The following is a 25084-nucleotide window of genomic DNA, read 5'->3' on the forward strand; positions in this document are numbered from 1 at the left end:
GGTCCATCCGATAGCAAGGGGCCATGGCGGTCCTTGTCGCGCTCGGCGCGTTCCTGATGACGCTGGCCGGCGGCTGGACGGCGGGCCGGGTCACCGACCGCCGTCACCTGGTTCTCGGCCTGGCCGGCGGCCTGATGCTGGGCGTGGTCGGCCTCGACCTGCTGCCCGAGTCCCTGCGGGCCGCGGGCGACGAGGTGTTCGGCGTACCCGCCGCCCTGCTGCTGTTCGTGGCGGGTTTCCTGTTCGCCCATTCGGTGGAACGTCTGCTGGCCACCCGCAAGGCCGCCCACGGCGGAGCCGAGGACGGACACCGCACGCCCGAGGTGGGCCTGACGGCCGCCGCCGCGATGGTGCTGCACAGCGCGATGGACGGCGTGGCGATCGGCGCCGCCTTCCAGATCGGCGGCGGCATGGGCGCGTCCGTCGCCCTGGCGGTCGTCGCCCACGACTTCGCGGACGGCTTCAACACCTTCACCCTGACGACCCTGTACGGCAACGACCGCCGCAGAGCCGTGGCGATGCTCTTCGCGGACGCGGCCGCCCCGGTCGTGGGCGCCGCCTGCGCCGCGTTCGTGAGCATCCCGGAACCGGTCCTCGGCGGCTATCTCGGCTTCTTCGGCGGCGCGCTGCTCTATCTCGCCGCCGCCGAGATCCTGCCCGAGGCGCACCACACCCACCCGGCCCGCTCGACACTGCTGTGCACGGTCGCGGGCGCGGGCTTCATCTGGGTGGTGGTGGGCCTCGCCGAGTGACACGGCGCCCGGAGGGCGGGATCTCACAGCTTGCCGCCCCGCCCGCCGTCCCGCCGCGGGGGCGCGATCAGCGTCGACAGATAGGGCAGCGGCTCGTCACCGAGCCCGGCCGCCGGACGGACCGTCTCCTCCGGCAGCCCCAGCGAAGCACCCCACACGGCGTCCTCCAGCCGACCGCTCTCCCGCAGCGCCTCGGCGACCTCGGCGGCCTGCCGCCCGAACTTGTACGCGACGACCGTGCCGGGCCCGGCCAGCGCCTCCTTCAGCACCCGCGACCCCGCGGTCACCGGCACCAGCGTCAGCGGCTCGGTGCCCTCGGTCAGCACCGCGCCGGAACGGGACGCGAGGTCCTGCATCGCGGTGATCCCGGGCACCGTCTCCACCACGACCCCGGGCACCAGCTCCCCGATGGTCTGCGCGAGATACGTGAACGTCGAGTACACGTTCGGATCTCCGATCGTGGCGAACGCGACCGTCCCGTGCTCCCGCAGCAACTCGGCCACCCTGCCGCCCGCCGCGTCCCACGCGGCCTCCCGGCGCGCACGGTCGCTGCGCTCGTTCAGCGCGAAGACGACCCGCACGACGTCGTCCGCGGGCACGTAGTGCAGCACGGTGGCCTCGGCCCGGCCCGGCTCGCCGCCGTCCTTGCCGTCGGGCGCGGCCATCACCGGCACGACGACCACATCGGCGGCCCGCAGCGCGTTGACCCCCTTGACCGTCACCAGCTCCGGGTCGCCCGGGCCCACCCCGACTCCGATCAGCCTGCTCATGACGTCCGGCACCTCTCGACGAACCGACGGGCGACACCGGGCTCGGCGGCCCAGTGCGTATGCAGATAACTCGCGTGCACACCTTGTTGTACGAAACCTTCGACGCGCCGCTCAGGGGCGCGCACCCCCCAGGCGGGAGCCGCCCCGGCGCCCGGCTCGACAACCGTGCGATGGAATTCGTGCCCCCGCATCCGCGTCCCGGCACCCGCCAGCACACTGTCCGACACGGCCACGGCGTCCCGGTAGCCCAGAGTGAGCCGTTCGCTCATCCGCGCCGTGGCGTCGAGCACCCCGCACATGGGCCGCCCGTCCAGCTCCCGGCACAGATACAGCAGCCCGGCACACTCGGCCGCCACCGGCGCCCCGCCGAGAGCGAGCTCGGCGACGGCCTTCCGCAACGGCTCGTTGGCCGACAGCTCGGCGGCGTACACCTCCGGAAACCCGCCCCCGATCACCAGCCCCCGAGTCCCCTCCGGAAGCCCCTCGTCCCGCAACGGATCGAACACGACGACCTCGGCCCCGGCGGCAGCGAGCAACTCGGAGTGCTCGGCATAGGAAAACGTGAACGCGGCCCCACCGGCGACGGCAACCCGTAGCCCGTCCGGCGCTTGAGGACGAGGCCGTCCAGGCCGAAGCGCGGGTCCGGGGGCGGCAGCCCCCGGGGTCGGGACGGGAAGGGGCGGCGGGGGCGACGAAACCACAGCCTCAGCCACGTCGAACGCCGCAGCCGACAACGCCCCGGCACCGCGCGCCAGTGCGAGAAGCCCGTCCAGGTCGCACGAGCCGGCGACCTGCGCACCCATCGCCGCCACCGCCTCCACGGCGGCAGCCCCCCGCTCGGCAACCGGCACCAGCCCCAGATGCCGCGACGGCGTATCCACCTGAGGCGCCCGCCGCAACACCCCGAACACCGGCACCCCGACCGACTCCAACGCCTCCCGCAGCAACACCTCGTGCCGCTCGGAGCCGACCTTGTTCAGGATCACCCCCGCGACCCGCACCTCCGGATCCCAGGTCGTGAACCCGTGCACCAGGGCCGCCACCGACCGCGACTGCGACGACGCGTCCACGACCAGCACCACCGGCGCCCGCAGCAGCTTCGAGACCTGCGCGGTGGAGGCGAGCTCCCCCTCCCCGGCGGCCCCGTCGAACAGCCCCATCACACCCTCGACGACGGCGATGTCACACCCACGCGACCCGTGCAGGAACAACGGGGCGATCAGCCCGGCCCCGCACAGATACGCGTCGAGATTCCGCCCCACACGCCCGGTCGCGAGCGCGTGGTACCCGGGGTCGATGTAGTCCGGCCCGACCTTGTGCGGGGACACGGCGAGCCCCCGCGCGGCGAACGCGGCCATCAGCCCCGTGGCGACGGTGGTCTTGCCGCTGCCCGAGGAGGGCGCGGCGACGACCAGCCGAGGGACGGAAGAAGTCACCACTCGATGCCCTTCTGGCCCTTCTGCCCGACATCCATCGGGTGCTTGACCTTGGACATGTCGGTGACGAGATCGGCGAACTCCACCAGCTTCTCCGGCGCGTTCCGCCCCGTGATCACCACATGCTGGGTGCCGGGCCGCTCGCGCAGCACGGAGACCACCTCGTCGGTGTCGATCCACCCCCAGTGCATCGGGTACGCGAACTCGTCCAGCACGTACAGCCGGTACGTCTCGGCGGCCAGGTCCCGCTTGACCTGCTCCCAGCCCTCCCGGGCCTTCTCCTCGTTGTCCATCTGCGCGTCGCGCTGGACCCAGGACCAGCCCTCGCCCATCTTGTGCCAGTCGACGGACCCGCCCTCGCCGGAGGCGCCCAGCACCCGCAGCGCGTTCTCCTCGCCGACCTTCCACTTCGCCGACTTGACGAACTGGAACACCCCGATCGGCCACCCCTGGTTCCAGGCACGCAGCGCGAGCCCGAAAGCGGCCGTCGACTTCCCCTTCCCGACCCCGGTGTGCACGACGACCAGCGGCCGGTTGCGCCGCTGCCGGGTCGTCAGACCGTCGTCGGGCACCACACTCGGCTGTCCCTGAGGCATTACGCGGCCCTCCTCTGTACGTCCTTCACCAGTCCGGCGATGCTGTCCGCCCGCAGCTCGTCCAGCGTCACGGCGGTCCCGCCCAGCTCACCCGCGAGCTTCCCGGCGAGCCCGAGGCGCACCGGCCCGGACTCGCAGTCCACGACGACCGAGGCCACCTCGTCGGCCGCGAACAGCCCGGCCGCCCTCGAGGCCAGCAGCAGCGGCTCCGGCCCGCCCGTGGCCCGGCCGTCGGTCACCACGACCACCAGCGCCCGCCGCGCCGCGTCCCGCAGCCGCTCCACCCGCAGCACCTCGTGCGCCTTCAGCAGCCCGGCCGCCAGCGGCGTACGCCCACCGGTCGGCAGCGACTCCAGCCGCGCGGCGGCCGCGTCCACGGACGAGGTCGGCGGCAGCGCCACCTCGGCGGCCGCACCCCGGAAGGTCACCAGCCCCACCTTGTCCCGCCGCTGATAGGCGTCGAGCAGCAGCGACAGCACGGCACCCTTGACGGCACCCATCCGCTGCCGGGCGGCCATCGACCCGGAGGCGTCGACCACGAACAGCACGAGGTTGCCCTCGCGCCCCTCCCGGACCGCCTGCCGCAGATCGTCCCGCCGCACCACCAGACCCGGCCCCGACCGCCCGCGCGCCCGCTGATGCGGAGCCGCCGCCTGCACGGTCGCCGCGAGATGCAGCTTCGTCAGCGTCCCGCGCGGCCGCCGCGCACCGGTCGTGCGCCCGTGCTCGGTCCGCGCCCGCGACCGCCGCCCGGCGGCACCCTGGCCGATCCCGGGCACGCTCAGCACCCTCGTCCGGAACGGCTCGGCGGCCCGTACGGGCGACTGCTCGCCGGCCCCCGAGGCCTGCGGCTCACCGCCCTCCCCGGCCTCGGGCCGCGCGGCGGTGTCCCCGCCCTGCGGCCCGGACTCCGGAGACGGCTGCCCGCCACCCCCGCCACCGGGACCGTCCGGATCGGGGTCCTCGTCAGGAGACTCGCCGGAGAACTCCTCCAGCGTCTCGTCGAGCTTGTCCTCGTCGAGTCCCGGCGCGTCGAACGGATTACGGCGCCGACGGTGAGGCAGCGCGAGCAGAGCCGCCTGCCGCACATCCTCCGCGAGCACGTCGGTACGCCCCGCCCACGCGGCCAGCGCGGTGGCAGTACGCGCCATCACGATGTCGGCCCGCATTCCGTCCACCTCGAACGCGGCGCAGGTCGCCGCGATCTGCCGCAGCGCCGCGTCGCCCAGCCGCACCTGCGGCAGCAACTCCCGCGCCGCGACGATCCGCTGCCGTACGGCGGCCTCCTCGCCGGCCCAGCGCGCCGCGAAACCGGCCGGGTCGTCGTCGTACGCCAGCCGCCGCCGGACGACCTCCACCCGCTGGTCGGGCTCGCGCGAGGCGGCGACCTCGACGGTGAGCCCGAAGCGGTCGAGCAGCTGCGGCCGCAGCTCGCCCTCCTCCGGATTCATCGTGCCGACCAGCAGGAAGCGTGCCGCGTGCCGTACGGAGACACCCTCGCGCTCGACGTACGAGGCGCCCATCGCGGCGGCGTCCAGCAGCAGATCGACCAGGTGGTCGTGCAGCAGGTTGACCTCGTCGACGTAGAGGATGCCGCGGTGGGCGTCGGCCAGCAGGCCCGGCTCGAAAGCCTTCACGCCCTCGGCGAGCGCCCGCTCGATGTCGAGCGCGCCGACGAGCCGGTCCTCGGAGGCGCCGACGGGCAGTTCGACCATGCGCGCGGGCCGCCCGGTGCCGTTGCCCGCCTCGTGCGGCCCGTCCGGGCAGCCGGGGTCGGGCTTCGCCGGATCGCACGAGAAGCGGCACCCGGCGACGACCGGCACCTCGGGCAGCAGCGCCGAAAGCGCCCTCACGGCCGTGCTCTTGGCCGTGCCCTTCTCGCCGCGCACCAGCACCCCGCCGACCGCGGGCGACACGGCGTTCAGCAGCAGCGCGAGGCGCAGATCGTCCTGGCCGACGACGGCCGTGAACGGAAAGGGGGTGGTCACTGGTCGCCCTCCAGGTCGCCTTCCAGCTCCAGGTACGTGGCCCGCAGCCGCTCCAGGGTGTCCGCGTCCGGCTCCGCCCACAGACCGCGCTCGGCGGCCTCCAGGAGCCGTTCGGTGATGCCGCGCAGCGCCCAGGGGTTGGACTGCTTCATGAAGTCCCGGTTCTCCGGGTCGAAGACGTACTCGGCGGAGAGCTTCTCGTACATCCAGTCGTCGACCACGCCCGCCGTCGCGTCGTACCCGAAGAGGTAGTCCACGGTCGCGGCCATCTCGAAGGCGCCCTTGTAGCCGTGCCTGCGCATGGCCGCCATCCAGCGCGGGTTGACCACCCGGGCCCGGAAGACGCGGTGTGTCTCCTCGCCCAGCGTGCGGGTCTTCACCTGGTCCGGGGTGGCGGAGTCACCGACGTACGCCTCGGGGTTCGCCCCCGTCAGATGCCGCACCATCGCGACCATGCCGCCGTGGTACTGGAAGTAGTCGTCCGCGTCGACGAGATCGTGCTCCCTCGTGTCGACGTTCTTCGCCGCCACCGCGATGCGCCGGAACGCCGTCTCCATGTCGCCGCGTGCCGCCTGCCCGTTCAGCCCGCGGCCGTACGCGTACCCGCCCCAGACCGCGTACACCTCGGCGAGGTCCGCGTCGGAGCGCCAGTTGCGGGCGTCGATCAGCGGCAGCAGACCCGCGCCGTAGGCACCCGGCTTGGAGCCGAAGATCCGGGCGGTCGCGCGGCGGCGGTCGCCGTGCTCGGCCGTGTCCTCGTCGGCGTGGCCCTTCACGAAGTTCGCGTCGGCCGGTTCGTCCAGCTCGGCCACCGCCCGCACCGCGTCGTCGAGCAGCCCGACCACGTGCGGGAACGCGTCCCGGAAGAAGCCGGAGATACGGACCGTGACGTCGATACGGGGCCGGCCCAGCTCGGCGAGCGGGACGATCTCGAAGCCCGTGACCCGCCGAGACGCGTCGTCCCACACCGGGCGGCAGCCCAGCAGCGCCAGGATCTCGGCGATGTCGTCGCCCTGGGTGCGCATCGCGGAGGTGCCCCAGACCGTCAGGCCGACGGACTTCGGGTACTCCCCGTTGTCGGCCAGGTACCGCTGCACCAGAGAGTCCGCCAGCGACTGCCCGACCTCCCAGCTCAGCCGCGAGGGGATGGCCTTGGGGTCGACGGAGTAGAAGTTGCGGCCGGTCGGCAGGACGTTGACCAGACCGCGCGTGGGGGAGCCGGACGGGCCCGCCGGGACGTAACCGCCGTCCAGGGCCTTCAGGATGTGGCTGATCTCGTCCGTGGTGCGGGCGAGGCGCGGCACGACCTCGGTGCTCGCGAACTCCAGCACCGCGACGGCGTCGGGGAGTTCGGTGCCGAGGACCTCGCGCACCAGCTCCGGGCCGGCCTCGACCGCCCAGTCCCGCGCCTCCATGCCCTCGGCGATCCGCCGGCACAGCTGCTCCAGCAGGTCGATCGCGTCGGACGCGGTCCGCGCGGGGCCCTGGACCAGGTCCGTCAGCTCCACCGGCACCTTCACCGGGGCGCCCGGCTCGGCCAGCAGCTCCTTCTCGACCAGCCCGAAGTGGGCGGCCAGCGAGGCCCGCAGACCCGGCAGCGCGTTCGCCCTGCCGCCCCACACCTGCGAGGCCCGCAGCACGGCGAGCACGAGGTTCACCCGTGCCTCGCCGACCGGACCGCCTCCCAGGATGTGCAGACCGTCGCGGATCTGGACGTCCTTGATCTCGCAGAGGTAGCCGTCGATGTGCATGACGAACTCGTCGAAGTCGTCCTCGTCCGGCTGCTCGTCGACATGCAGGTCGTGGTGCAGCTCGGCGGCCTTCACCAGCGTCCAGATCTGCGCCCGCACGGCCGGGGCCTTCGTCGGGTCGAGATCGCTGACCAGGGCGTACTCGTCGAGGAGCTGCTCCAGCTTGGCGAGGTCGCCGTAGGTGTCGGCGCGTGCCATCGGCGGTACGAGGTGGTCGACGACGGTGGCGTGCCCGCGCCGCTTGGCCTGGGTGCCCTCACCGGGGTCGTTGACGATGAAGGGGTAGATCAGCGGCAGGTCGCCGAGCACGGCGTCCGGGGCGCAGCCGCCGCTCAGGCCGAGGCCCTTGCCGGGCAGCCACTCCATCGTGCCGTGCTTGCCCATGTGCACGATGGCGTCGGCGCCGAAGCTGTTGTCCAGCCAGCGGTAGGCCGCCATGTAGTGGTGCGAGGGCGGCATGTCGGGGTCGTGGTAGATCGCGATCGGGTTCTCGCCGAAGCCGCGCGGCGGCTGGATCATCACGACGACGTTCCCGAACCGGAGCGAGGCCAGCACGATGTCGTCCCCGTCGACGTAGAGGCTGCCGGGCGGCTCGCCCCACGCCTCCAGCATGGCGTCCCGAAGCGACGGGTCCAGCTTCTCGAACCAGGCCCGGTAGTCCGCCAGTGGCACTCGCGCGGGCGCGGCGGCGAGCTGTTCCTCGGTGAGCCATTCGACGTCGTGGCCACCGGCGTTGATGAGCCGGTGGATCAGCTCGTCGCCCTGGTCGGGGTGTCCCTCGACGACGTATCCGGCGTCGCGCAGCGCGTCCAGCACCCGTACCGCCGACGCGGGCGTGTCCAGGCCGACGGCGTTGCCGACGCGCGAGTGCTTCGTCGGGTACGCGGTGAAGACCAGTGCGAGCTTCTTCTCGGCGTTCGGCTTGTGCTTCAGCTCCGCGTGCCGTACGGCGATCCCGGCGACGCGCGCGGCCCGCTCCGGGTCGGCGACGTACACCGGGACCTCGTCGGGGCCCTGCTCCTTGAAGGAGAAGGGGACGGTGATCAGACGCCCGTCGAACTCAGGGATGGCCACCTGCATCGCCGCGTCCATCGGGGAGAGCGCGGCGTCCGACTCGTCCCACGCGGCGTGCGAGGAGGTCAGGCAGAGCCCTTGCAGCACGGGCACGTCGAGGTCGGCGAGGGCGCCGATGTCCCAGGCCTCCTCGTCGCCGCCCGCGGAGGCCTGCGAGGCGTGCGTGCCGCCCGCGGCGAGGACGGTGGCGACGAGGGCGTCGGCCCGCGCGAGGATCTCGTACAGCTCCGGGTCCGCCCCGCGCAGCGAACCGCAGTACACGGGAAGGGCGTTGGCGCCCCGTGCCTCGATCGCGTCGCAGAGGGTGTCCACGAAGGCGGTGTTGCCGCTCAGTTCGTGGGCGCGGTAGAAGAGCACGCCGACGGTCGGGCGGCCCTCGGTGCGGGCACGCTCGCCGTGGACGCCGTACTCGGGCATCTTCCGCGGCGCGGCGAACCCTTCACCGGTCAGCAGCACGGTGTCGGAGAGGAAGCGGGCCAGTTCGGTCAGGTTCTCCGGGCCGCCCTCGACGAGGTACTTGAGGGCCTCGGCGACCACACCGGCCGGGACGCTCGACTCGGCCATCAGCTCCGCGTCCGGCACGGTCTCGCCGCCGAGGAGCACGGTGGGGATGCCGGAGGCCTTCAGCGCGGCGAGCCCGTCCTCCCAGGCCCGCTTGCCGCCGAGCAGCCGTACGACGGCGATCCGCGCGCCCTCGATCAGTCCCGGCAGTTCCTGTGCGACGTCGACGCGGGTCGGGTTGCCGATCCGGTAGGGCGCGCCCGAGGCGCGGGCCGCCAGCAGATCCGTGTCGGCGGTCGACAACAACAACACTGTGCTCATGCGGGCGCTCCCGGTGGAATGAAAGGCAGTCCTTGCGGCGCGCCGGACTCGATGAGCCGCCACAGCGCGTCCGTGTCCGCGTGCTGTTCGATGAGGTCGCCGAGCCGGTCGAGCTGCTCCTCGCGCAGCGCGGCGAAGGATGTGTCGGGTGCGGGGACGAAGCGGCGGCCCGCGGCGGTGGCGACCTCGCGCAGGAAGGCGCGCCGGAAGCCGTCCGACTCCAGGGAGCCGTGCCAGTGCGTGCCCCAGACCGGGCCCACCCGGCAGCCGTCGAGGCTGTGCCCTTCGTCATCGGAGATGAACGGTGCGCCGCCGTGGACCTCGGCCACCCCGTGATGGATCTCGTAGCCCTCGACCGGCTCGCCGAGGGCTTCCCCCACCGGCCGGGTGAGGGTCTTCTCGCGGGCGAACCGCACCCGCACGGGCAGGATGCCGAGGCCCTCGACGTGCCCCTCGCGGCTCTCGACGTCGTCCTCGATGTGCTCGCCGAGGATCTGGAAGCCACCGCAGACGCCGAGGACGGGCCGGCCCTCCGAGGCCCTTCTCACCAGGGCGTCCGCGAGCCCCCGTTCGCGCAGCCAGCGCAGTGCCTTGACCGTGCCCCGGGTGCCGGGGACGACGACCAGGTCGGCGTCGGCCAGTTCCTCGGGCCGGTCCACGAAGCGCACCACGACGCCGGGTTCGGCGGCGAGCGCGTCCACGTCCGTGAAGTTGGACATCAGCGGGATCGCGCACACGGCGACCCGCAGTACGTCCTCGCCGACGGGCGCGGCCACGTGCGACTCCCGGACGGCACCGCGCAGGGAGACCCGCAGGCCGTCCTCCTCGTCGATGCCGAGCCCGTGCCGGAACGGCAGTACGCCGTACGTCCGCCGCCCGGTGAGGCCGTGCAGCATGTCGAGGCCGGGCTCCAGCAGGGAGACGTCCCCGCGGAACTTGTTGACGAGGAACCCGGCGACCAGTGCCTGGTCCTCGGGCGAGAGCAGCGCCACCGTCCCGAAGAAGGAGGCGAAGACGCCGCCGCGGTCGATGTCGCCGACGACGAGGACGGGGAGGCGCGCGTTGCGTGCGATCCCCATGTTCACGATGTCGGTCCGGCGCAGGTTGATCTCGGCCGGACTGCCCGCCCCCTCACAGATCACCGCGTCATACGTGCCCCGCAACTCGGCCAGACAGTCCAGTACGGTGCCGAGCAACTGCTCCTGGCGGCCGCCGTGGTAGCCGCGGGCGCTGAGTTCGCCGACCGGCTTGCCCATCAGTACGACCTGGCTGCTGCGGTCGCCGCCGGGCTTGAGCAGCACCGGGTTCATCTGCACGGTCGGTTCGACCCGGCAGGCCTGCGCCTGCATGGCCTGCGCCCGGCCGATCTCGGCGCCCTCCCGTGTCACGAACGAGTTGAGGGACATGTTCTGCGCCTTGAACGGCGCCACTTTCACGCCCTGGCGCACCAGCCACCGGCAGATACCGGCGGTGACGACGCTCTTGCCCGCGTCGGAGGTGGTGCCCGCGACGAGGAGACCCCCGCTCATCTCTTCCGCCCCTTCACAACCAGGCGCGCGGCGACTCCCACGCCGAGCGCGAGCCAGCCGACCCGGCGGGAGAGCCGTACCGCCCGGTCGATGTCGGTCGCGGCGACGGCCCGTCCCGTCGCCCCGTTGAGCACGGGCCGGTGCTCGACCCGGCCGCCGTAGGACAGGGTTCCGCCGAGCCGTACGCCGAGGGCGCCCGCGAAGGACGCCTCCACGGGGCCGGCGTTGGGGCTCGGGTGCTTCGCCGCGTCGGCCCGCCAGGCGCGTACGGCACCGCGCGGGTCGGGTCCCGCGGCGGCGGCGAGCACGGCGGTGAGCCGTGCGCCGGGCCAGCCCGCGAGGTCGTCCAGCCGGGCGGAGGCCCAGCCGTAGCGCAGATGGCGCGGTGACCGGTGGCCGACCATCGCGTCGAGGGTGTTGACCGCGCGGAAGCCGAGGAGTCCCGGTACTCCGCCGAGGGCGCCCCACACCAGCGCGCCCACGACCGCGTCGGAGGTGTTCTCGGCGACCGACTCCACGACCGCGCGGGCGATCTGGTCGGCGTCCAGTGCCTGCGGGTCGCGGCCGCACAGATGGGGCAGCCGGGCGCGCGCGGCCGCGAGGTCGCCCTGTTCCAGGGCCCGGCCGACGGCCCGTGCCTCGCGGGCGAGCGAGGTGCCGCCGACGACGGCCCAGGTGGCGGCGGCGGTCAGCGCGAAGGAGGCGGTGGGGGAGGGGCGTGCGGCACGGGTGGCGGCGGCGCCCAGGGCGACCGTGCCGCCGACGCACACGGCGGTGTGCAGGGTGCCCCAGCCGCGGTGGTCGCGCCACAGCAGCCGTTCCACGGCACCGGCGGCACGGCCGAACGCGGCGACCGGGTGCCCGCGGCGGGGATCGCCGAGCAGGAGGTCACCGAGGAGGCCGGCGGCGGCGCCGTACGCGTAAACGCGATCGGCACGCATCGGGCTCAGCCGGCCGCGGGGGCGGGCGGAGCAGGGGTGATGGACCGCGAACGGCAGCCGCGCATGGCGATATGTCCTCACTCAGGGTGTCCACGCCCTGGTTCGACGAGACCGGCGGTGAGAGTTCCTGGCTCCCGGGGATGACTACCCCGGTGACAGTGGCGGGACCGCGCCGGATTCGCACCGGCTTCCTCTTCTGCCGCCGTACATGGCTCGGGCAGTCCACCACGGCCCTCGAACACCCGTCAACTCACCGTTGACCTGCGAGGCTGGAGTGTGCCGAGGCCCACACCGCCGCCGTGGCGTGGCGCGCCCGGGGACCGGCTCGCGCGGAAATGCCCGCTGTCCGGGCGGCCTTCCGCGACCGGCCTTTGTGACGCTCCGTCACGACCGCCCGTGGTGTGCCGGGAGGCGACCTGGCGGTCGCGCGATGGCCGGTCGTACGGCGTGAATCGCGGGCCGGTGGCGGGCTTGGGGGGCGCATGCGTGAGGGGGCTGTCACGGACTTCTCGTCCGCGACAGCCCCCTCACGAGGCCCGGCGTCAGGTTCCGGGCGTCAGGCCATGATCAGGTAGATGCCGTAGCCGACGGCCGCCGCGCAGGCGGCGAAGCAGGCGTAGGCACCGGTCACGGCCAGTGCGGCGGTGCCGCCCTGCTCCTGCGCCCGTTCCTGGCGGGAGAGGCCGACGACACCGAGGGTGAACAGGCCCACGAGGGCCACGGTGACCACGAGGCTGACGCCGAACACGGAGCCGAGGGCCGCCCAGTCGATCTTCATGCTGCTGATTCCTTCGTACCGGGGTGGTCGGGGCTCAGGCCGTGGCCTGCGAGGCGGCCGGCTCGGCCGCGCCCGCCGGGGCGGCGGCGACGACCGGCGCGTCGACGGTGGTGGTGCCCGCGGGCGGCGGGGTGACCATGGCGATCGCGGTGGTGACCACGCCGGCCGGTTCCTCGGTGTCGTTCACGTTGGTGTGGTCGACGACCTCGCGGCGCGACAGCTTCCAGATGGCGGCGCTGGAGCCGACCAGGAAGACGGCCACGACCGCGGTGCCCCAGGGGCCGAAGCCGGTGACCCACTCGGCGAGCGCGCCGACCAGGGCGGCGGCCGGCAGGGTCAGGCCCCAGGCGACGAACATGCGGGTCGCGGTGGACCAGCGGACCACACCGCCCTTGCGGCCGAGGCCGGCGCCCATCACGGAGCCGGAGACCGAGTGCGTGGTGGAGAGCGAGAAGCCCAGGTGGGAGGAGGCCAGGATGACCGTCGCGGCGCTGGTCTGGGCGGCGAAGCCCTGCTGCGGCTGGAGGTCGGTCAGGCCCTTGCCCATGGTGCGGATGATGCGCCAGCCGCCGAGGTAGGTGCCGAGGGCGATGGCCAGGCCCGCCGAGAGGATGACCCACATGGGCGGGTCGGAGTCGGGGGCGAGGGAGCCGCCGGCGACCAGGGCGAGGGTGATGATGCCCATCGTCTTCTGGGCGTCGTTGGTGCCGTGGGCCAGCGAGACCAGGCCGGCGGAGGCGATCTGCCCCGCGCGGTAGCCCTTCGCCGAGGCCTTGCCGTCGGCCTTCTTGCCCATCACGTAGGTGAGCCGCGTGGCGAACATCGCCGCCAGGCCCGCGACCAGCGGGGCCGCGATCGCCGGGATGAGCACCTTGGTGACCAGCACGTCACCGTGCACGGCACCCACGCCCGCCGAGGCGATGGTCGCACCGATCAGGCCGCCCATCAGGGCGTGCGACGAGGACGACGGCAGACCGACGAGCCAGGTCAGCAGGTTCCAGAGGATCGCGCCGACCAGGGCGGCGAAGATGACCTCGGGACGGATGCCTGATTCGTCGACCAGACCCTTGGAGATCGTGTTGGCGACCTCCACGGAGAGAAAAGCACCCACAAGGTTGAGGACGGCGGACATGGCCACCGCGACCTTGGGCTTGAGCGCACCGGTCGAGATGGTGGTGGCCATCGCGTTGGCGGTGTCATGAAAACCGTTCGTGAAATCGAACGCAAGTGCGGTTACCACCACAATCGCGAGGATCAGTGAGAGGTTTTCCATTTACCCAGGCAATCGTTCGAAGGTCATTGGTCAGTCGAACGTACGTAACCCAGGTGAACGGCAGGTGAACTGGACAGGGCATCGGGGTGTCCGCAGATGGGAGCAAGGATTCCTGTATCGGGCGGTGCCGGGCGGCACCCCCGGGAACTCTGCCCTCGGGCACCCCGCGCGGCCCGTCGCAGGTGGTTCCCGGACCCCTCGGAGAGATCCTGGTCACCTGCCGCGGGACACCCCGCCGGCCGGGTCCGCCTGGCAGGATCACGGCATGGCTGAGCAGCGTCGGGAGCAGCGGGACACACAGGGCTCCGGGGGAGCGGAACCGGCCGGGGCGGGGCCGCGCGGGAGGGCGGTGCTCCCCGAGGAGGCCGAGGCCTGGACCGGCCTGGTGACGACGGCCCGCCGCACCGTCACCGACGGCCTCGTCGTCGGCACCTCCGGCAACGTCTCCGTCCGCGTCGGCGACACCGTGCTGGTCACACCGTCGGGCGTGCCGTACGACCGGCTCAGCCCGGACGACGTGACGGGGGTGGACCTGGACGGCGGGCAGGTGCTGGGGGACCTGGTCCCCACCAGCGAGCTGCCGATGCATCTCGCGGTCTACCGCACCACGGACGCCCGAGCGGTCGTCCACACCCACGCCGTGCACGCCACGGCCGTCTCCACCCTCGTCCCCGAGCTGCCCCTGATCCACTACATGGCCGCCGCCCTCGGCGGCCCCGTCCGCGTCGCCCCGTACGCGGCCTACGGCACCGCCGAACTGGCCGAGAACATGCTCCACGCCCTCACCGGCCGCACGGCCTGCCTCCTCGGCAACCACGGCACGATGGCCTACGGCGCCACCCTCGACCAGGCCTACGACCGCACCGCCCAGCTCGAGTGGATGTGCCGCCTCTGGCTCACCGCCTCCTCGGTCCCGGGCCTGACCCCGGCCCTGCTCACGGAGGAACAGGTGGCCGAGGTGGGGGAGCGGCTGAAGGGCTACGGCCAGCGGAAGCCGTGAGGTGGTGTTCGTATACGGAAACGGGCCCCCGGGACCGCCGCCGACGCCGGGCCGTGAACGCCCAGGCCGATTGCACGGCGAACCCTCCCCGTCTCCGCGCGACCCTCGAACGCCCCGTCACCCCGGCCGCCCGGCCCCCGCGCGACCCACGACCCCCCGTCACCCCGGCCCCCGCGCGCCCCACGAACGCCCCCGTCCACCGGCCGTCCGGCGCCCGCGCCACGATCTCCCCGCCCCCGCGCGCCCCACGAACGCCGCCGTCCACTGGCCGCCCGGCCCCCGCGCCACGACACTGAACCCGTGCGCACTGTCAAAGCGACGGCCGCTGCCGTCACCGTTGCCCTGGCAGCCGGCGCGGCCGGAGTCGCCGCCGGACGCCTCGCCAGCGACGCCGCGCTGAAGGCGCCGCCCGGCAGGCCGCTGCCCACCGAGCCCCGGCTCACCGTGCACGGCACGGCCGCCGGCCGCATCACCCTCACCCGGGACCTCGCCTCGCTGCGCCCCGGCACCTACGGACTGTCCGGGGACGGCAGCCACGCGGTCGTCGGCCCGGTCATGCGGGCGGCCGAGCACACCGCCGACACCGTGGTCCGCCGCCTCGAACGCGTCACGCACGGCACCTTCGAACCCGGCGACCACGTCTGGCTCACCCCGAACGTGCACATCGGCGACCCCCGCAGCGCCCTCGGCCTGGACCACGCCGACATCGACGTCCCCGGCGAACTGGGCTCGCTGCCCGCCTGGTTCGTGCCCGGCGCCCGCGACACCTGGGTCATCGCCGTGCACGGCCTGGGCACCACCCGCGAACTCTCGCTGAACGTCCTCGACTTCCTGCACCGCCTCCGCTTCTCCGTGCTGGCCCTCGCCTACCGCGGCGACCTCGGCGCCCCCCGCTCCCCGGACGGCCTGAACCACCTCGGCGAGACCGAGTGGCGCGACGTGGACGCGGCCATCCGCTACGCCGTGCGCTACGGCGCCCAGCGCGTCGTCCTGTACGGCTGGTCCACCGGCGCCGCCATGTGCCTGCACACGGCCGTGCGCTCCGCGGTCCGCGACAAGGTCACCGGACTGGTGCTGGACTCCCCGGTGCTCGACTGGCAGACCACCCTGCGCGCCCTCGCCGCGGCCCGCCATGTCCCCGCGCCCGTGCTTCCGCTGGCCGTTCGCGCCGCCCAGGGCCGCACCGGCCTGCACGGCGAGCCCGGCCGCGGTGCCGCCGAGGCCGACGGTCTCGCCGTGCCCGCCCTGATCTTCCACGGCCCCGGCGACACCGTGGCCCCCTGGCAGGTGTCCCGGCGCCTCGCCGACAGCCACCCCGGCCTGGTCTCCCTGACCACCGTCCCCGACGCCCCGCACAGCGCCATGTGGAACCCCGACCCGGCCGCCTACCAGGAGGCCATGCGCCGCTTCCTGACCCCGCTGATGTGATGCGCGCCACCGGTCGCGGCCGTTCCGTTTAACCCCGTACCACTGGCCTGTTCCCGCCTCTCCGACGCGCCCGGAACCCGGTGCGTTGGCCAGTCCCGTCGCCCGCCGTGACATTCCGTTTGGGTTTTCGGACCGTCAACCGGAAGACTGCACCCGTGACGTCCCGTATCCCGCGCGACTCCAGGCTTCGACTCGTCCGCCCACGACCCCTGGACGCCGTCCCACGAGCGACGGACCAGCGACGCCCGCGCCGCCCCGCTCCGCGCCCCCCGGAGGGCACCCCGGCCCCGTCGGAGCTGGCCAAAATGGCGCGCACCCAGCTGGCCGACGCGGCCCGCGTGGCCCGCTGGGCCGACGCCGCGCTGCGCCCCGGCCGGGCCCGCGCCGCAGACGGCAGGGCAACCCTGTCCGACGCGACCGCCGAACAGGCCGCGGCCGAACTCGGGCTGACCCCCGCTCAGGTCCGCGCCGACTGGGACACCGCCCGGCTCGCCGGCCTGATCGAGGTGCACGGCGACAGCGCCCGCCCCGGCTGGCGGCTGCGCGCCTGGAACCGCGACGACAGCGCCGTCCTGCGCGGCTGGGTCGCCCTCTTCGACGCCTGGTCGCTCGCCCACCCGGAACCCGCCGCGGGTGAGCCTGCCGCCGTCGCCGAGGTCGTCTCGGCCATGCCCCAGGTGCTCTCCTTCCTCCAGCTGTCCGCCGGGCCCGTCCCCGTCGCACAGCTCCTGGACCTGCTGGAGGCGAGGGTCACCGAACTGCGCACCGAGCGCTGCGAGATCCCCTACGGCCCCCGGCCCGAGCCCGTCGAACCCGACGAGCCGCCCCGGGCCGCCGACACGCCCCTCGCCCCCCTCCTGGACTGGGCCCTGCACGCCCTCGCCTCGGTCGGCGCCCTCACCTGCGGTGCCGGACAGGCCACCCTCACCCCGCTCGGCAGCTGGGCGGTCTGGGTCAAGCTGGAGCAGATCTGCGTGGCCGCGCAGAGCCCCGCCGGCAACATCGAGGCCTCCGCCGAGGACATGCTGCGCGGCTGCGCCCAGCTGCGGCCCAACGCCGCCCGCGCCGAGTACCGCGCCTGGCTCGCCGCCCGGCCCGTCGGCAGCGCCGTCACCGAGCTGATCGGCGCCGCCCGCGGCGAGGACGCCCTGCTGCGCGGCCTGGCCTTCGACGCGCTGCGCCTGGTCGGTGCGCCCGCCGAGCCCGACGTGCGCGCGGTGCTCGACGAGCCGACCCTGCGGCCGTACGCCCTGCTCTGGCTGGCCGAGCACGACGGCACCGACCCGGAGGACGCCTACGAGATCCTCACCCGGGAGGAGGCAACCTGGCTCTGGGTCGACACCGCCGCGGCCGTCGCCGACCACGGCGAGGCCCCGATGCTGGTGCGGCACCTGGAGTCCGCCGTGCAGGCGACGGTCCCCGCCCTGCTCGACGAGGTGCGCGCGGTCGGCCACCCCCGAACCGTGCAGGTCCTGGTCGCGCTCGCCGCGGCCCACCCCGACCCGGCCCTGGCCAAGGCCGTGCGCCGCGCGGCCTTCCAGGTGCACACCGGGGGAAGCTGAGGCGGCTCAGCCGGCTATCGCGGGCGTGTACGTGCCGAAGCTCCAGATGTTGCCCTCGGCGTCCCGGGCCATGTAGTCCCGCGAGCCGTAGTCCTGGTCCGTCGGGGGCATCAGGATCTCCACGCCGTGGTCCACGGCCCGCCGGTGGTGCGCGTCGACGTCGTCCACCACGACGTACACCCCGGCCGGGCCGGTGCCCTTCATCGCCGTGTCGAAGACGCCGCCGGTGCCCTTGGAGCCGACCATCACCGCGCCGTTGCCCTGGAGCAGCTCGGCGTGCAGCACCGAGCCGTCCTCGCTCTCGTACACCGACAGCTCCGAGAAGCCCAGGCCCTCGGTGAGCTGCCGGATCGCCGCCCTGGCGTCCGCGTACAGCACCGTCGGATAGATGCTCGGAGCGCCGCCGCCCGTGCCTGCCATGCCGATCACCTCTCGTCGGAAACGAACGTCGGAAACGAATCTTTGGGACCGAACCGGAAGAATCACCTGCCGCCAGTCTGGCAGCCACCACTGACAACGCCCCCACGCACGGCGTCCCGCGGCCGACGTCTGGCCGGAAGCCGCCTGCGCACCGGCCCCCTCGCCGCCGACGCCTCGGGTCCCCGTCCCCTACCGGAAGGTGTCGCACCGCGCCATGTCACCGCTGCGACAGCCCTCGTGGGACCACCCCGGGCGCTCCCGTGCCGACCCGTGCGTCCCACGGCCGGGGACAGCTGCGTCCCATGACCGGGAACAACGCCCGCGGCAGGGCGACCGGCCCCCGCAGGCCCCGCCGCCCCCGGCGTCCGTGAGGCCATCGTCACCGGCGACGGAGGGGAATCCGGTTGCATGAGCCCGTTAGACTGAATCCCATGGCCATTCTCCTCGCGCATTAGACAGCGGGAACGTCCTCGTCCGTCTGTCCCGCCAACCTTCCGCCCTGGAGTCTGTCCGTGATCTCCGCCTCCGGTATCGAGCTGCGCGCCGGTGCGCGCGTCCTCATCGAGAACGCCACCTTCCGTGTCGCCAAGGGCGACCGTATCGGCCTCGTCGGCCGCAACGGCGCAGGCAAGACCACCCTCACCAAGTGCCTCGCGGGCGAGGGCCAGCCCGCCGGCGGCGCCATCACCCGCTCCGGGGAGGTCGGCTATCTGCCGCAGGACCCCCGCACCGGTGACCTCGACGTACTGGCCCGCGACCGTGTCCTGTCCGCGCGCGGCCTCGACGTCCTGATCCGCAAGATGCGCGAGAACGAGCAGCGCATCGCCAACGGCCAGGGCGCCACCCGCGAGAAGGCGCTCAAGCAGTACGAGCGCCAGGAGACGGAGTTCCTCACCAAGGGCGGGTACTCCGCCGAGGCCGAGGCCGCCACCATCGCCGCCGCGCTCAACCTGCCCGACCGTGTGCTCGGCCAGCCCCTGCACACGCTCTCCGGCGGTCAGCGTCGCCGTATCGAGCTGGCCCGCATCCTGTTCTCCGACGCGGACACCCTGCTGCTCGACGAGCCAACGAACCACCTCGACGCCGACTCGATCGTCTGGCTGCGGGACTACCTCAAGACGTATCGCGGCGGCTTCATCGTGATCTCCCACGACGTCGACCTGGTCGAGACGGTCGTCAACAAGGTGTTCTACCTGGACGCCAACCGCGCCCAGATCGACGTCTACAACATGGGCTGGAAGCTGTACCAGCAGCAGCGCGAGGCCGACGAGAAGCGCCGCAGGCGCGAGCGGCAGAACGCCGAGAAGAAGGCCGCCGCCCTCAACGCCCAGGCCGACAAGATGCGTGCCAAGGCCACCAAGACGGTCGCCGCGCAGAACATGGCCCGTCGCGCCGAGAAGCTGCTCTCCGGACTCGAAGAGGTCCGGATGTCCGACAAGGTCGCCAAGCTCCGCTTCCCGGAGCCCGCGGCCTGCGGCAGGACCCCGCTGACCGCCGAGGGCCTGTCGAAGTCGTACGGCTCGCTGGAGATCTTCACCGACGTCGACCTGGCCATCGACAAGGGTTCCCGCGTGGTCATCCTGGGCCTGAACGGCGCAGGCAAGACGACCCTGCTGCGGCTGCTCGGCGGGGTCGAGCAGCCCGACACCGGCCAGGTCGTCCCCGGCCACGGTCTCAAGCTGGGCTACTACGCCCAGGAGCACGAGACCCTCGACCCGGACCGCACGGTCCTGGAGAACATGCGTTCGGCCGCGCCCGACATGGACCTGGTCGAGGTCCGCAAGGTGCTGGGCTCCTTCCTGTTCTCCGGCGACGACGTCGACAAGCCGGCCGGTGTGCTCTCCGGCGGCGAGAAGACCCGGCTGGCCCTGGCCACCCTGGTCGTCTCCTCGGCGAACGTCCTGCTGCTGGACGAGCCCACCAACAACCTCGACCCTGCCAGCCGCGAGGAGATCCTCGGCGCGCTGCGCACCTACAAGGGCGCCGTCGTGCTGGTCACCCACGACGAGGGAGCCGTCGAGGCGCTCCAGCCGGAGCGGATCATCCTGCTGCCGGACGGCGTGGAGGATCTGTGGGGTTCCGACTACGCGGACCTCGTCGCCCTCGCTTGATCGAACGCGTGATCCACTGGGTATGGATCATTCGGCCCATCGGTGATCCACCATCTGTGTGAGATCTCCTCGTACCGAGGTGTGTCCTACAACGATTTTCCGGCCGAGCCCTTGGTCATCAAGGGCTCGGCCACTCGCGTCACTGACCTGGTACTTCGCGGAGGAACTCATTCGGCGGTACATCCGCCGACTCGCGGAACCCTTGATTCCGTATGTGGGGACGCGCTCCTGTCGTCACATCCCTTCCGTACGGACCTTGCCGAATGGGTGGCCATGAAGCCCGGGAGGGGTGATCATGAGGGGACCAGAGCGCACTTCCCATGAGGAGGCACGGGTGGCCGAGACTCTGAAGAAGGGCAGCCGGGTGACCGGCGCCGCGCGCGACAAGCTCGCGGCAGACCTGAAGAAGAAGTACGACGCCGGTGCGAGCATCCGGGCGTTGGCCGAGGAGACCGGCCGCTCGTATGGCTTCGTGCACCGCATGCTCAGTGAGTCGGGCGTCACGCTCCGTGGGCGTGGCGGGGCGACCCGGGGCAAGAAGGCCGCTACGGCCTGACCGGTCGGGTGGCGCCGAAGGCGTGATGGTGGCCACCCGGTCGGTCAGACGGTCGACCGGGTGGTTACTGTGCAGTCACTTATGGATGCCGTTCTACGGCATCCTCCGCTGACCGCACCCATCGGAGGCGCCCCATGGCTTCGCTCGACCCGGTTCTCGACAAGGACGGCGTACGGCTCACCGTCGACGAGGCGATCGCCACGGTGACCCTGACCAACCCGGCCAAGCGCAACGCTCAGAGCCCCGCCATGTGGCGGACGCTCGCCCAGGTCGGGCGGTCACTGCCGGGCTCCGTCCGGGTGGTCGTGCTGCGCGGCGAGGGCAAGTCCTTCTCCGCCGGCCTCGACCGGCAGATGTTCACGCCCGAGGGCATCGAGGGCGAACCGTCCTTCATCGACCTCGCGCGCGGTGACGACTCCGTACTGGACGCTGCCATCGCCGAGTTCCAGGAGGGCTTCACCTGGTGGCGGCAGAGCGACATCGTGTCGATCGCCGCTGTCCAGGGCCATGCCATCGGGGCCGGTTTCCAGCTCGCCCTCGCCTGTGACCTGCGCGTTGTCGCCGACGACGTGCAGTTCGCCATGCGCGAGACCAGCCTGGGTCTGGTGCCCGACCTCACGGGTACGCATCCGCTGGTGTCGCTCGTGGGGTACGCCCGTGCGCTGGAGATCTGCGCGACGGGTCGCTTCGTGCTGGCCGAGGAGGCCGTGAACACGGGGCTGGCGAACCTCGCGGTTCCCGTGGCGCAGCTCGATGCCACGGTCGACGACCTCGCCGCCGCGCTGCTTGCCGCTCCGCGGGATGCGGTGGTGGAGACGAAGGCGTTGCTGCTCGGTGCGCAGGCGCGGACGTACGACGCGCAGCGGGCGGCGGAGCGGCAGGCGCAGGCGCGGCGGCTGCGGGATCTTGCCGGCCTGGGCGACTGACCTCCGGCGGTTCGGCGGTTCTGCTCCGAGGGGCGTTCTCTGGGGTGCTCGCGTGCGTGCCGTTCGTGGCTGGTCGCGCAGTTCCCCGCGCCCCTTGGGGGGTTGGGCGCGGCCCCTCTGAGGGGTGTCGGGTGCGCGTTGCGTGTGGCTGGTCGCGCAGTTCCCCGCGCCCCTATCAGGGCGGGTCAGTCCGTTGCTGTGACCACGATGGTCACCGTTGGGGTGTCCGGGAGGGTTGTGGTGACGGCTGTGCGGACCTCCTGGGTGACCTTCAGGGGCTGGTGGGGGGAGCGGACGGCCAGTTCCACCCGGATGTGGCGGCGGGGGAGCGACGGCGTCGGGGTGGGGCCGTCCTCGATGTGGACGGCCCGGCCCAGGCCGCCGAGGGTGCCGGTGAGGCGGGAGACGCCCGGGACGGAGAGCGCGGCGGCGGCCACGCGGGTCTCGTCGTCACCCGTCTGCGCCGGTTGAGGCGCGTTTTTCTCCGGTGCCTTCCCGCTGTCCCGGTCCCGCGGCTCCGGCTCCTCGTCCCACAGGCCCGTGACGTGCAGGTCGACCTCCGTCACGGTCAGCCCCACGCCGTCCGTCGCGGCGGCCGCCAGCGCCGTGCGCAGCCGGGAGGCCGTCATGGGCAGCGGCTCGGCGGCGTGTGCCGCGAAGTCGGCCGACAGACGCAGCGGACCGGGCGGCAGTGCGCTCGGCGGAGGCGGTACGGCCGGCGTCCCGCCGTTGTCCGGGTCGGACAACGCGATCCGCAGGGCGCCCAGCCGCACCCCGGGAACCCCGTCGGCGGCCCCGCGCAGCATCGTCTCCGCCGCGCTCTCCGCGATCCACGCCCCGTCCCGCGCCACGCCCAGGGGCAGGAGTCTGCCCAGACCGACCTGTTCGCGTACCGCGCGTGCCCACCGTTCCGCCGTCATTCCTCCAGCCTGCCGCATAAATGGCGCGTATCGGGGCATCCGCGCATACCGTGGGCGAGAGTACGACGACCGGAAAGGACGTACGGCGATGACCGACACCACGGACCGGAACCGGACGCAGAGCTCCGAGGGCGAGCTGGAGGCCCCGGTACAGACCCGTAAGGCCACCAGGCGCGGCGGCGGCGACCCCGCCGGGCGAGGGCGGACCACGATCGCCGACGGTGTGGTGGAGAAGATCGCCGGCATGGCCGCCCGCGATGTCGTCGGCGTCCACGCGATGGGCAGCGGCATCAGCCGCACCTTCGGCGCCGTGCGTGACCGTGTCCCCGGCAGCTCCAAGTCGGTGACCCGCGGGGTCAAGGCAGAGGTGGGCGAGGTGCAGACCGCGCTCGACCTGGAGATCGTCGTCGACTACGGCGTGTCCATCGCCGACGTCGCCCGGGACGTGCGCGAGAACGTCGTGGCGGCCGTGGAGCGGATGACCGGCCTGGAGGTCGTCGAGGTCAACATCGCCGTCAGCGACGTGAAGCTGCCGGACGAAGAGGACGAGGAGCCGGAGCCCCGGATCCAGTGACGCGCGGCGGGCCGGACGGCCGTGCCGCTGAGGGGAGCGCACCATGAGCATGGCCGTGGTCGGCATGATCGCGGGAATGGCGCTGGGCTTCGCCGGCTACTTCGGCGGCTTCGGTGCCTTCCTGCTCGTCGCCGCCCTGGGCGCGGTCGGGTTCGGTGTCGGCCGGTTCCTGGAGGGCGACTTCGAGCTCGGCGACTTCTTCCGCCCGCGTGACGAACGCAGGCGGTGACCCCCGTGAGCGAGGGGACGGGCGAGCCGGGCAGGCCGCTCGCCCCGGTGCCGCCGGCCGAGCGCGGGGCGACACGGATCGCCGACCGGGTCGTGGCGAAGGTCGCCGCGCAGGCCGCACGCGAGGCGCTCGGCACGCTGCCGCCCCAGGCGGCGGCTCCGCACGCCAATGTGGTCGTACGTCAGGCGCGCGTCCCCGCCGACGAGGGGCGGCACGCGGCGCACATCCGGGTCCATCTGGAGCTCGACTACCCGACCGACATCGGGGCCCGCTGCCGTTCGGTGCGTCGCCGTGTCGCCGAGCGGGTAGGCGCGCTGGTGGGAATGGACGTGCCCGAGGTCGCCGTCCAGGTGGAGCGGCTGCACCTCGCGCCCGGACACGGCGTGGCGAAGGGGAGGACGCGATGAGCGGACCCCAGCACGGCGAGGGGACCACCGGGCCCGTACCGGTCCTGGAGAAGCCGCCCGCGGGCCACGACGCCGGCCCGGCGCCCGCGCCGCGGCCGGACCCGAAGCGGGCCGCCCGACGTTTCTGGTCGGCCCGGCGTGTCCCGTCCGCCGTGGCCGCCCTGCTCCTGCTCGTCGTCGCGGGCTTCTTCCTCTACGACGTCGCCGCCGTGCGCGCGGGCCGCTCCGCCATGCAGTGGCGCGACGAACTGGCCGCTCAGCTCGCCGAACGGCCCCTGGACGACACCTGGGTCCTGGTCGGCGCGGGCGTCGCCGCGGCCCTGGGCCTGTGGCTGCTGGTCCTCGCCGTCACACCCGGGCTGCGCGGACTGCTGACCATGCGCCGCCCCGCCGCCGAGGTCCGCGCCGCCCTGGACCGGGCCGCGGCCGCGATGGTGCTGCGCGACCGTGCCATGGAGGTCTCGGGCGTGCAGTCGGTCCGGGTCCGGGCGGGCCGCCGCCGCGCCGACGTCCGCGTGGTCGCGCACTTCCGCCCGCTGGACGAGGTACGACAGGACCTGGACGCCGTACTCGACGAGGCGGTGCGCGCGCTGGGCCTGGCCCGGCCGCTCGCGCTGTCGCTGCGGGTGCGGCGGCCCGGACGGAAGGGGTGAGGGAGGAGTGCGGGGAAGGGTCAACAGGGTTCTGCTGGGCCTGATCGGCCTGGTCCTGCTCGTGCTCGGCGGCTCGGTCCTGGCCGTGGGTCTGGGCGCGCAGGCGCCCTCGTGGTGGATCCACGACTCACGGGACGACGTCCTGCTCGACGACTCCGAGCGCACCCAGTGGCGCGACGAGACCTGGTGGTGGCCGGTCGTCCTGGCCGTGCTCACCGTTCTCGTGGTGCTCGCCCTGTGGTGGCTGACCGCGGTCCTGCGGCGCCACCGGCTCGCCGAGGTCCTGGTCGACACGGGCGACGGCGCGGGCGCCATGCTGCGCGGCCGGGCCCTGCAGTCCGTGCTCACGGCCGAGGCGGCGGCCCTGGACGGCGTGGCCAGGGCCCATGTCCATCTGACGGGCGGCCGGACGGCCCCGCGCACCCGGATCCGCCTGCTGCTGGAACCCCAGGTGAACCCGTCGGCGGCCCTGGACCGGCTGACCGCCGAGGCCCTGACCCACGCCAAGGACTCGGCGGCCCTGGACAGCCTCCCCGCCGAGGTCCGCATGAAATCGGTCAAACACCGGGCGGAACGGGTCAGCTGAAC

General features: G+C 73.3%; 23 protein-coding genes and 1 riboswitch. Of the genes, 12 read left to right on the forward strand and 11 right to left on the reverse strand.

What is annotated here, in order from left to right; genetic code table 11:
* The first annotated feature begins 23 nt into the window (after positions 1 to 23).
* Positions 24 to 752, forward strand: coding sequence for a ZIP family metal transporter (locus ACZ6SQ_RS26910; RefSeq protein ID WP_469566403.1), 729 nt, complete (start codon positions 24 to 26; stop codon positions 750 to 752).
* Between the two features lie 23 nt (positions 753 to 775).
* On the opposite strand, the gene cobI is transcribed toward ACZ6SQ_RS26910, so the two are convergent.
* From cobI to ACZ6SQ_RS26955, 9 genes are all read right to left on the reverse strand, one after another.
* Entirely contained in the window at positions 776 to 1522 is a 747-nt protein-coding gene (gene cobI / locus ACZ6SQ_RS26915; RefSeq protein ID WP_469566406.1) for a precorrin-2 C(20)-methyltransferase, read from the reverse strand.
* Positions 1519 to 2958, reverse strand: coding sequence for a cobyrinate a,c-diamide synthase (locus ACZ6SQ_RS26920; protein WP_469566407.1), 1440 nt, complete (start codon positions 2956 to 2958; stop codon positions 1519 to 1521). The genes cobI and ACZ6SQ_RS26920 overlap by 4 nt, the downstream gene beginning before the upstream one ends.
* Positions 2955 to 3554, reverse strand: a complete 600-nt coding sequence (gene cobO / locus ACZ6SQ_RS26925) for a cob(I)yrinic acid a,c-diamide adenosyltransferase (protein ID WP_469566409.1) — start codon at positions 3552 to 3554, stop codon at positions 2955 to 2957. Before cobO ends, ACZ6SQ_RS26920 begins: the two co-directional genes overlap by 4 nt.
* A complete protein-coding gene (locus ACZ6SQ_RS26930; RefSeq protein WP_469566411.1) occupies positions 3554 to 5542 on the reverse strand; it encodes a putative cobaltochelatase in 1989 nt (662 codons plus the stop codon). Before ACZ6SQ_RS26930 ends, cobO begins: the two co-directional genes overlap by 1 nt.
* Complete coding sequence (gene cobN / locus ACZ6SQ_RS26935) at positions 5539 to 9189, reverse strand: cobaltochelatase subunit CobN (protein ID WP_469566413.1); 3651 nt, start codon at positions 9187 to 9189, stop codon at positions 5539 to 5541. Before cobN ends, ACZ6SQ_RS26930 begins: the two co-directional genes overlap by 4 nt.
* The gene (locus tag ACZ6SQ_RS26940; RefSeq protein WP_469566415.1) at positions 9186 to 10718 is read right to left on the reverse strand and encodes a cobyric acid synthase; all 1533 of its coding nucleotides are present in this window, start codon (positions 10716 to 10718) and stop codon (positions 9186 to 9188) included. Before ACZ6SQ_RS26940 ends, cobN begins: the two co-directional genes overlap by 4 nt.
* The gene (locus tag ACZ6SQ_RS26945; RefSeq protein ID WP_469566417.1) at positions 10715 to 11659 is read right to left on the reverse strand and encodes a cobalamin biosynthesis protein; all 945 of its coding nucleotides are present in this window, start codon (positions 11657 to 11659) and stop codon (positions 10715 to 10717) included. Before ACZ6SQ_RS26945 ends, ACZ6SQ_RS26940 begins: the two co-directional genes overlap by 4 nt.
* Positions 11660 to 11761: 102 nt before the next feature.
* A riboswitch (cobalamin riboswitch) is annotated at positions 11762 to 11901 on the reverse strand.
* A 314-nt stretch (positions 11902 to 12215) separates the two neighbouring features.
* The gene (locus tag ACZ6SQ_RS26950) at positions 12216 to 12437 is read right to left on the reverse strand and encodes a hypothetical protein (RefSeq protein WP_386379440.1); all 222 of its coding nucleotides are present in this window, start codon (positions 12435 to 12437) and stop codon (positions 12216 to 12218) included.
* 34 nt (positions 12438 to 12471) lie between these two features.
* Positions 12472 to 13710: an inorganic phosphate transporter gene (locus tag ACZ6SQ_RS26955; protein WP_469566420.1), complete on the reverse strand. Its 1239-nt coding sequence runs from the start codon at positions 13708 to 13710 to the stop codon at positions 12472 to 12474.
* A gap of 265 nt (positions 13711 to 13975) precedes the next feature.
* Between ACZ6SQ_RS26955 and ACZ6SQ_RS26960 the strand changes: the two genes are divergently transcribed.
* The 3 genes from ACZ6SQ_RS26960 (at position 13976) to ACZ6SQ_RS26970 (ending at position 17700) form a co-directional block, all read left to right on the forward strand.
* Entirely contained in the window at positions 13976 to 14710 is a 735-nt protein-coding gene (locus ACZ6SQ_RS26960; protein ID WP_469566422.1) for a class II aldolase/adducin family protein, read from the forward strand.
* Between the two features lie 300 nt (positions 14711 to 15010).
* The gene (locus ACZ6SQ_RS26965; protein WP_469566424.1) at positions 15011 to 16138 is read left to right on the forward strand and encodes an alpha/beta hydrolase family protein; all 1128 of its coding nucleotides are present in this window, start codon (positions 15011 to 15013) and stop codon (positions 16136 to 16138) included.
* 155 nt (positions 16139 to 16293) lie between these two features.
* Positions 16294 to 17700, forward strand: coding sequence for a hypothetical protein (locus tag ACZ6SQ_RS26970; RefSeq protein ID WP_469566426.1), 1407 nt, complete (start codon positions 16294 to 16296; stop codon positions 17698 to 17700).
* 6 nt (positions 17701 to 17706) lie between these two features.
* On the opposite strand, the gene ACZ6SQ_RS26975 is transcribed toward ACZ6SQ_RS26970, so the two are convergent.
* Positions 17707 to 18120: a VOC family protein gene (locus ACZ6SQ_RS26975; RefSeq protein WP_469566428.1), complete on the reverse strand. Its 414-nt coding sequence runs from the start codon at positions 18118 to 18120 to the stop codon at positions 17707 to 17709.
* A gap of 512 nt (positions 18121 to 18632) precedes the next feature.
* Between ACZ6SQ_RS26975 and abc-f the strand changes: the two genes are divergently transcribed.
* The 3 genes from abc-f (at position 18633) to ACZ6SQ_RS26990 (ending at position 21713) form a co-directional block, all read left to right on the forward strand.
* On the forward strand, positions 18633 to 20231 hold the full coding sequence (abc-f, locus tag ACZ6SQ_RS26980) for a ribosomal protection-like ABC-F family protein (protein WP_386379446.1): 1599 nt from the start codon (positions 18633 to 18635) through the stop codon (positions 20229 to 20231).
* A gap of 334 nt (positions 20232 to 20565) precedes the next feature.
* A complete protein-coding gene (locus ACZ6SQ_RS26985; RefSeq protein ID WP_053759592.1) occupies positions 20566 to 20787 on the forward strand; it encodes a helix-turn-helix domain-containing protein in 222 nt (73 codons plus the stop codon).
* A 134-nt stretch (positions 20788 to 20921) separates the two neighbouring features.
* Positions 20922 to 21713 (forward strand): enoyl-CoA hydratase/isomerase family protein, encoded by a 792-nt coding sequence (locus ACZ6SQ_RS26990; protein ID WP_469566431.1) that lies wholly within the window; start codon positions 20922 to 20924, stop codon positions 21711 to 21713.
* Between the two features lie 185 nt (positions 21714 to 21898).
* On the opposite strand, the gene ACZ6SQ_RS26995 is transcribed toward ACZ6SQ_RS26990, so the two are convergent.
* Positions 21899 to 22633 (reverse strand): nucleopolyhedrovirus P10 family protein, encoded by a 735-nt coding sequence (locus tag ACZ6SQ_RS26995; protein WP_469566433.1) that lies wholly within the window; start codon positions 22631 to 22633, stop codon positions 21899 to 21901.
* Positions 22634 to 22721: 88 nt separating this feature from the next.
* Here ACZ6SQ_RS26995 and ACZ6SQ_RS27000 point away from each other — a divergent pair, with 88 nt between their 5' ends.
* From ACZ6SQ_RS27000 to amaP, 5 genes are read left to right on the forward strand one after another with little or no spacing between them, the layout of a single operon-like run.
* Positions 22722 to 23207, forward strand: a complete 486-nt coding sequence (locus ACZ6SQ_RS27000; RefSeq protein ID WP_469566435.1) for an Asp23/Gls24 family envelope stress response protein — start codon at positions 22722 to 22724, stop codon at positions 23205 to 23207.
* A 43-nt stretch (positions 23208 to 23250) separates the two neighbouring features.
* Positions 23251 to 23436, forward strand: a complete 186-nt coding sequence (locus ACZ6SQ_RS27005; RefSeq protein ID WP_389335476.1) for a hypothetical protein — start codon at positions 23251 to 23253, stop codon at positions 23434 to 23436.
* Complete coding sequence (locus tag ACZ6SQ_RS27010; protein WP_469566436.1) at positions 23433 to 23843, forward strand: Asp23/Gls24 family envelope stress response protein; 411 nt, start codon at positions 23433 to 23435, stop codon at positions 23841 to 23843. The genes ACZ6SQ_RS27005 and ACZ6SQ_RS27010 overlap by 4 nt, the downstream gene beginning before the upstream one ends.
* On the forward strand, positions 23840 to 24496 hold the full coding sequence (locus ACZ6SQ_RS27015) for a DUF6286 domain-containing protein (RefSeq protein WP_469566438.1): 657 nt from the start codon (positions 23840 to 23842) through the stop codon (positions 24494 to 24496). Before ACZ6SQ_RS27010 ends, ACZ6SQ_RS27015 begins: the two co-directional genes overlap by 4 nt.
* A gap of 7 nt (positions 24497 to 24503) precedes the next feature.
* Positions 24504 to 25082 (forward strand): alkaline shock response membrane anchor protein AmaP, encoded by a 579-nt coding sequence (gene amaP / locus ACZ6SQ_RS27020; RefSeq protein ID WP_469566440.1) that lies wholly within the window; start codon positions 24504 to 24506, stop codon positions 25080 to 25082.
* The last annotated feature ends 2 nt before the right edge of the window (positions 25083 to 25084 follow it).

The organism is Streptomyces sp. NPDC048600, assembly GCF_055587025.1.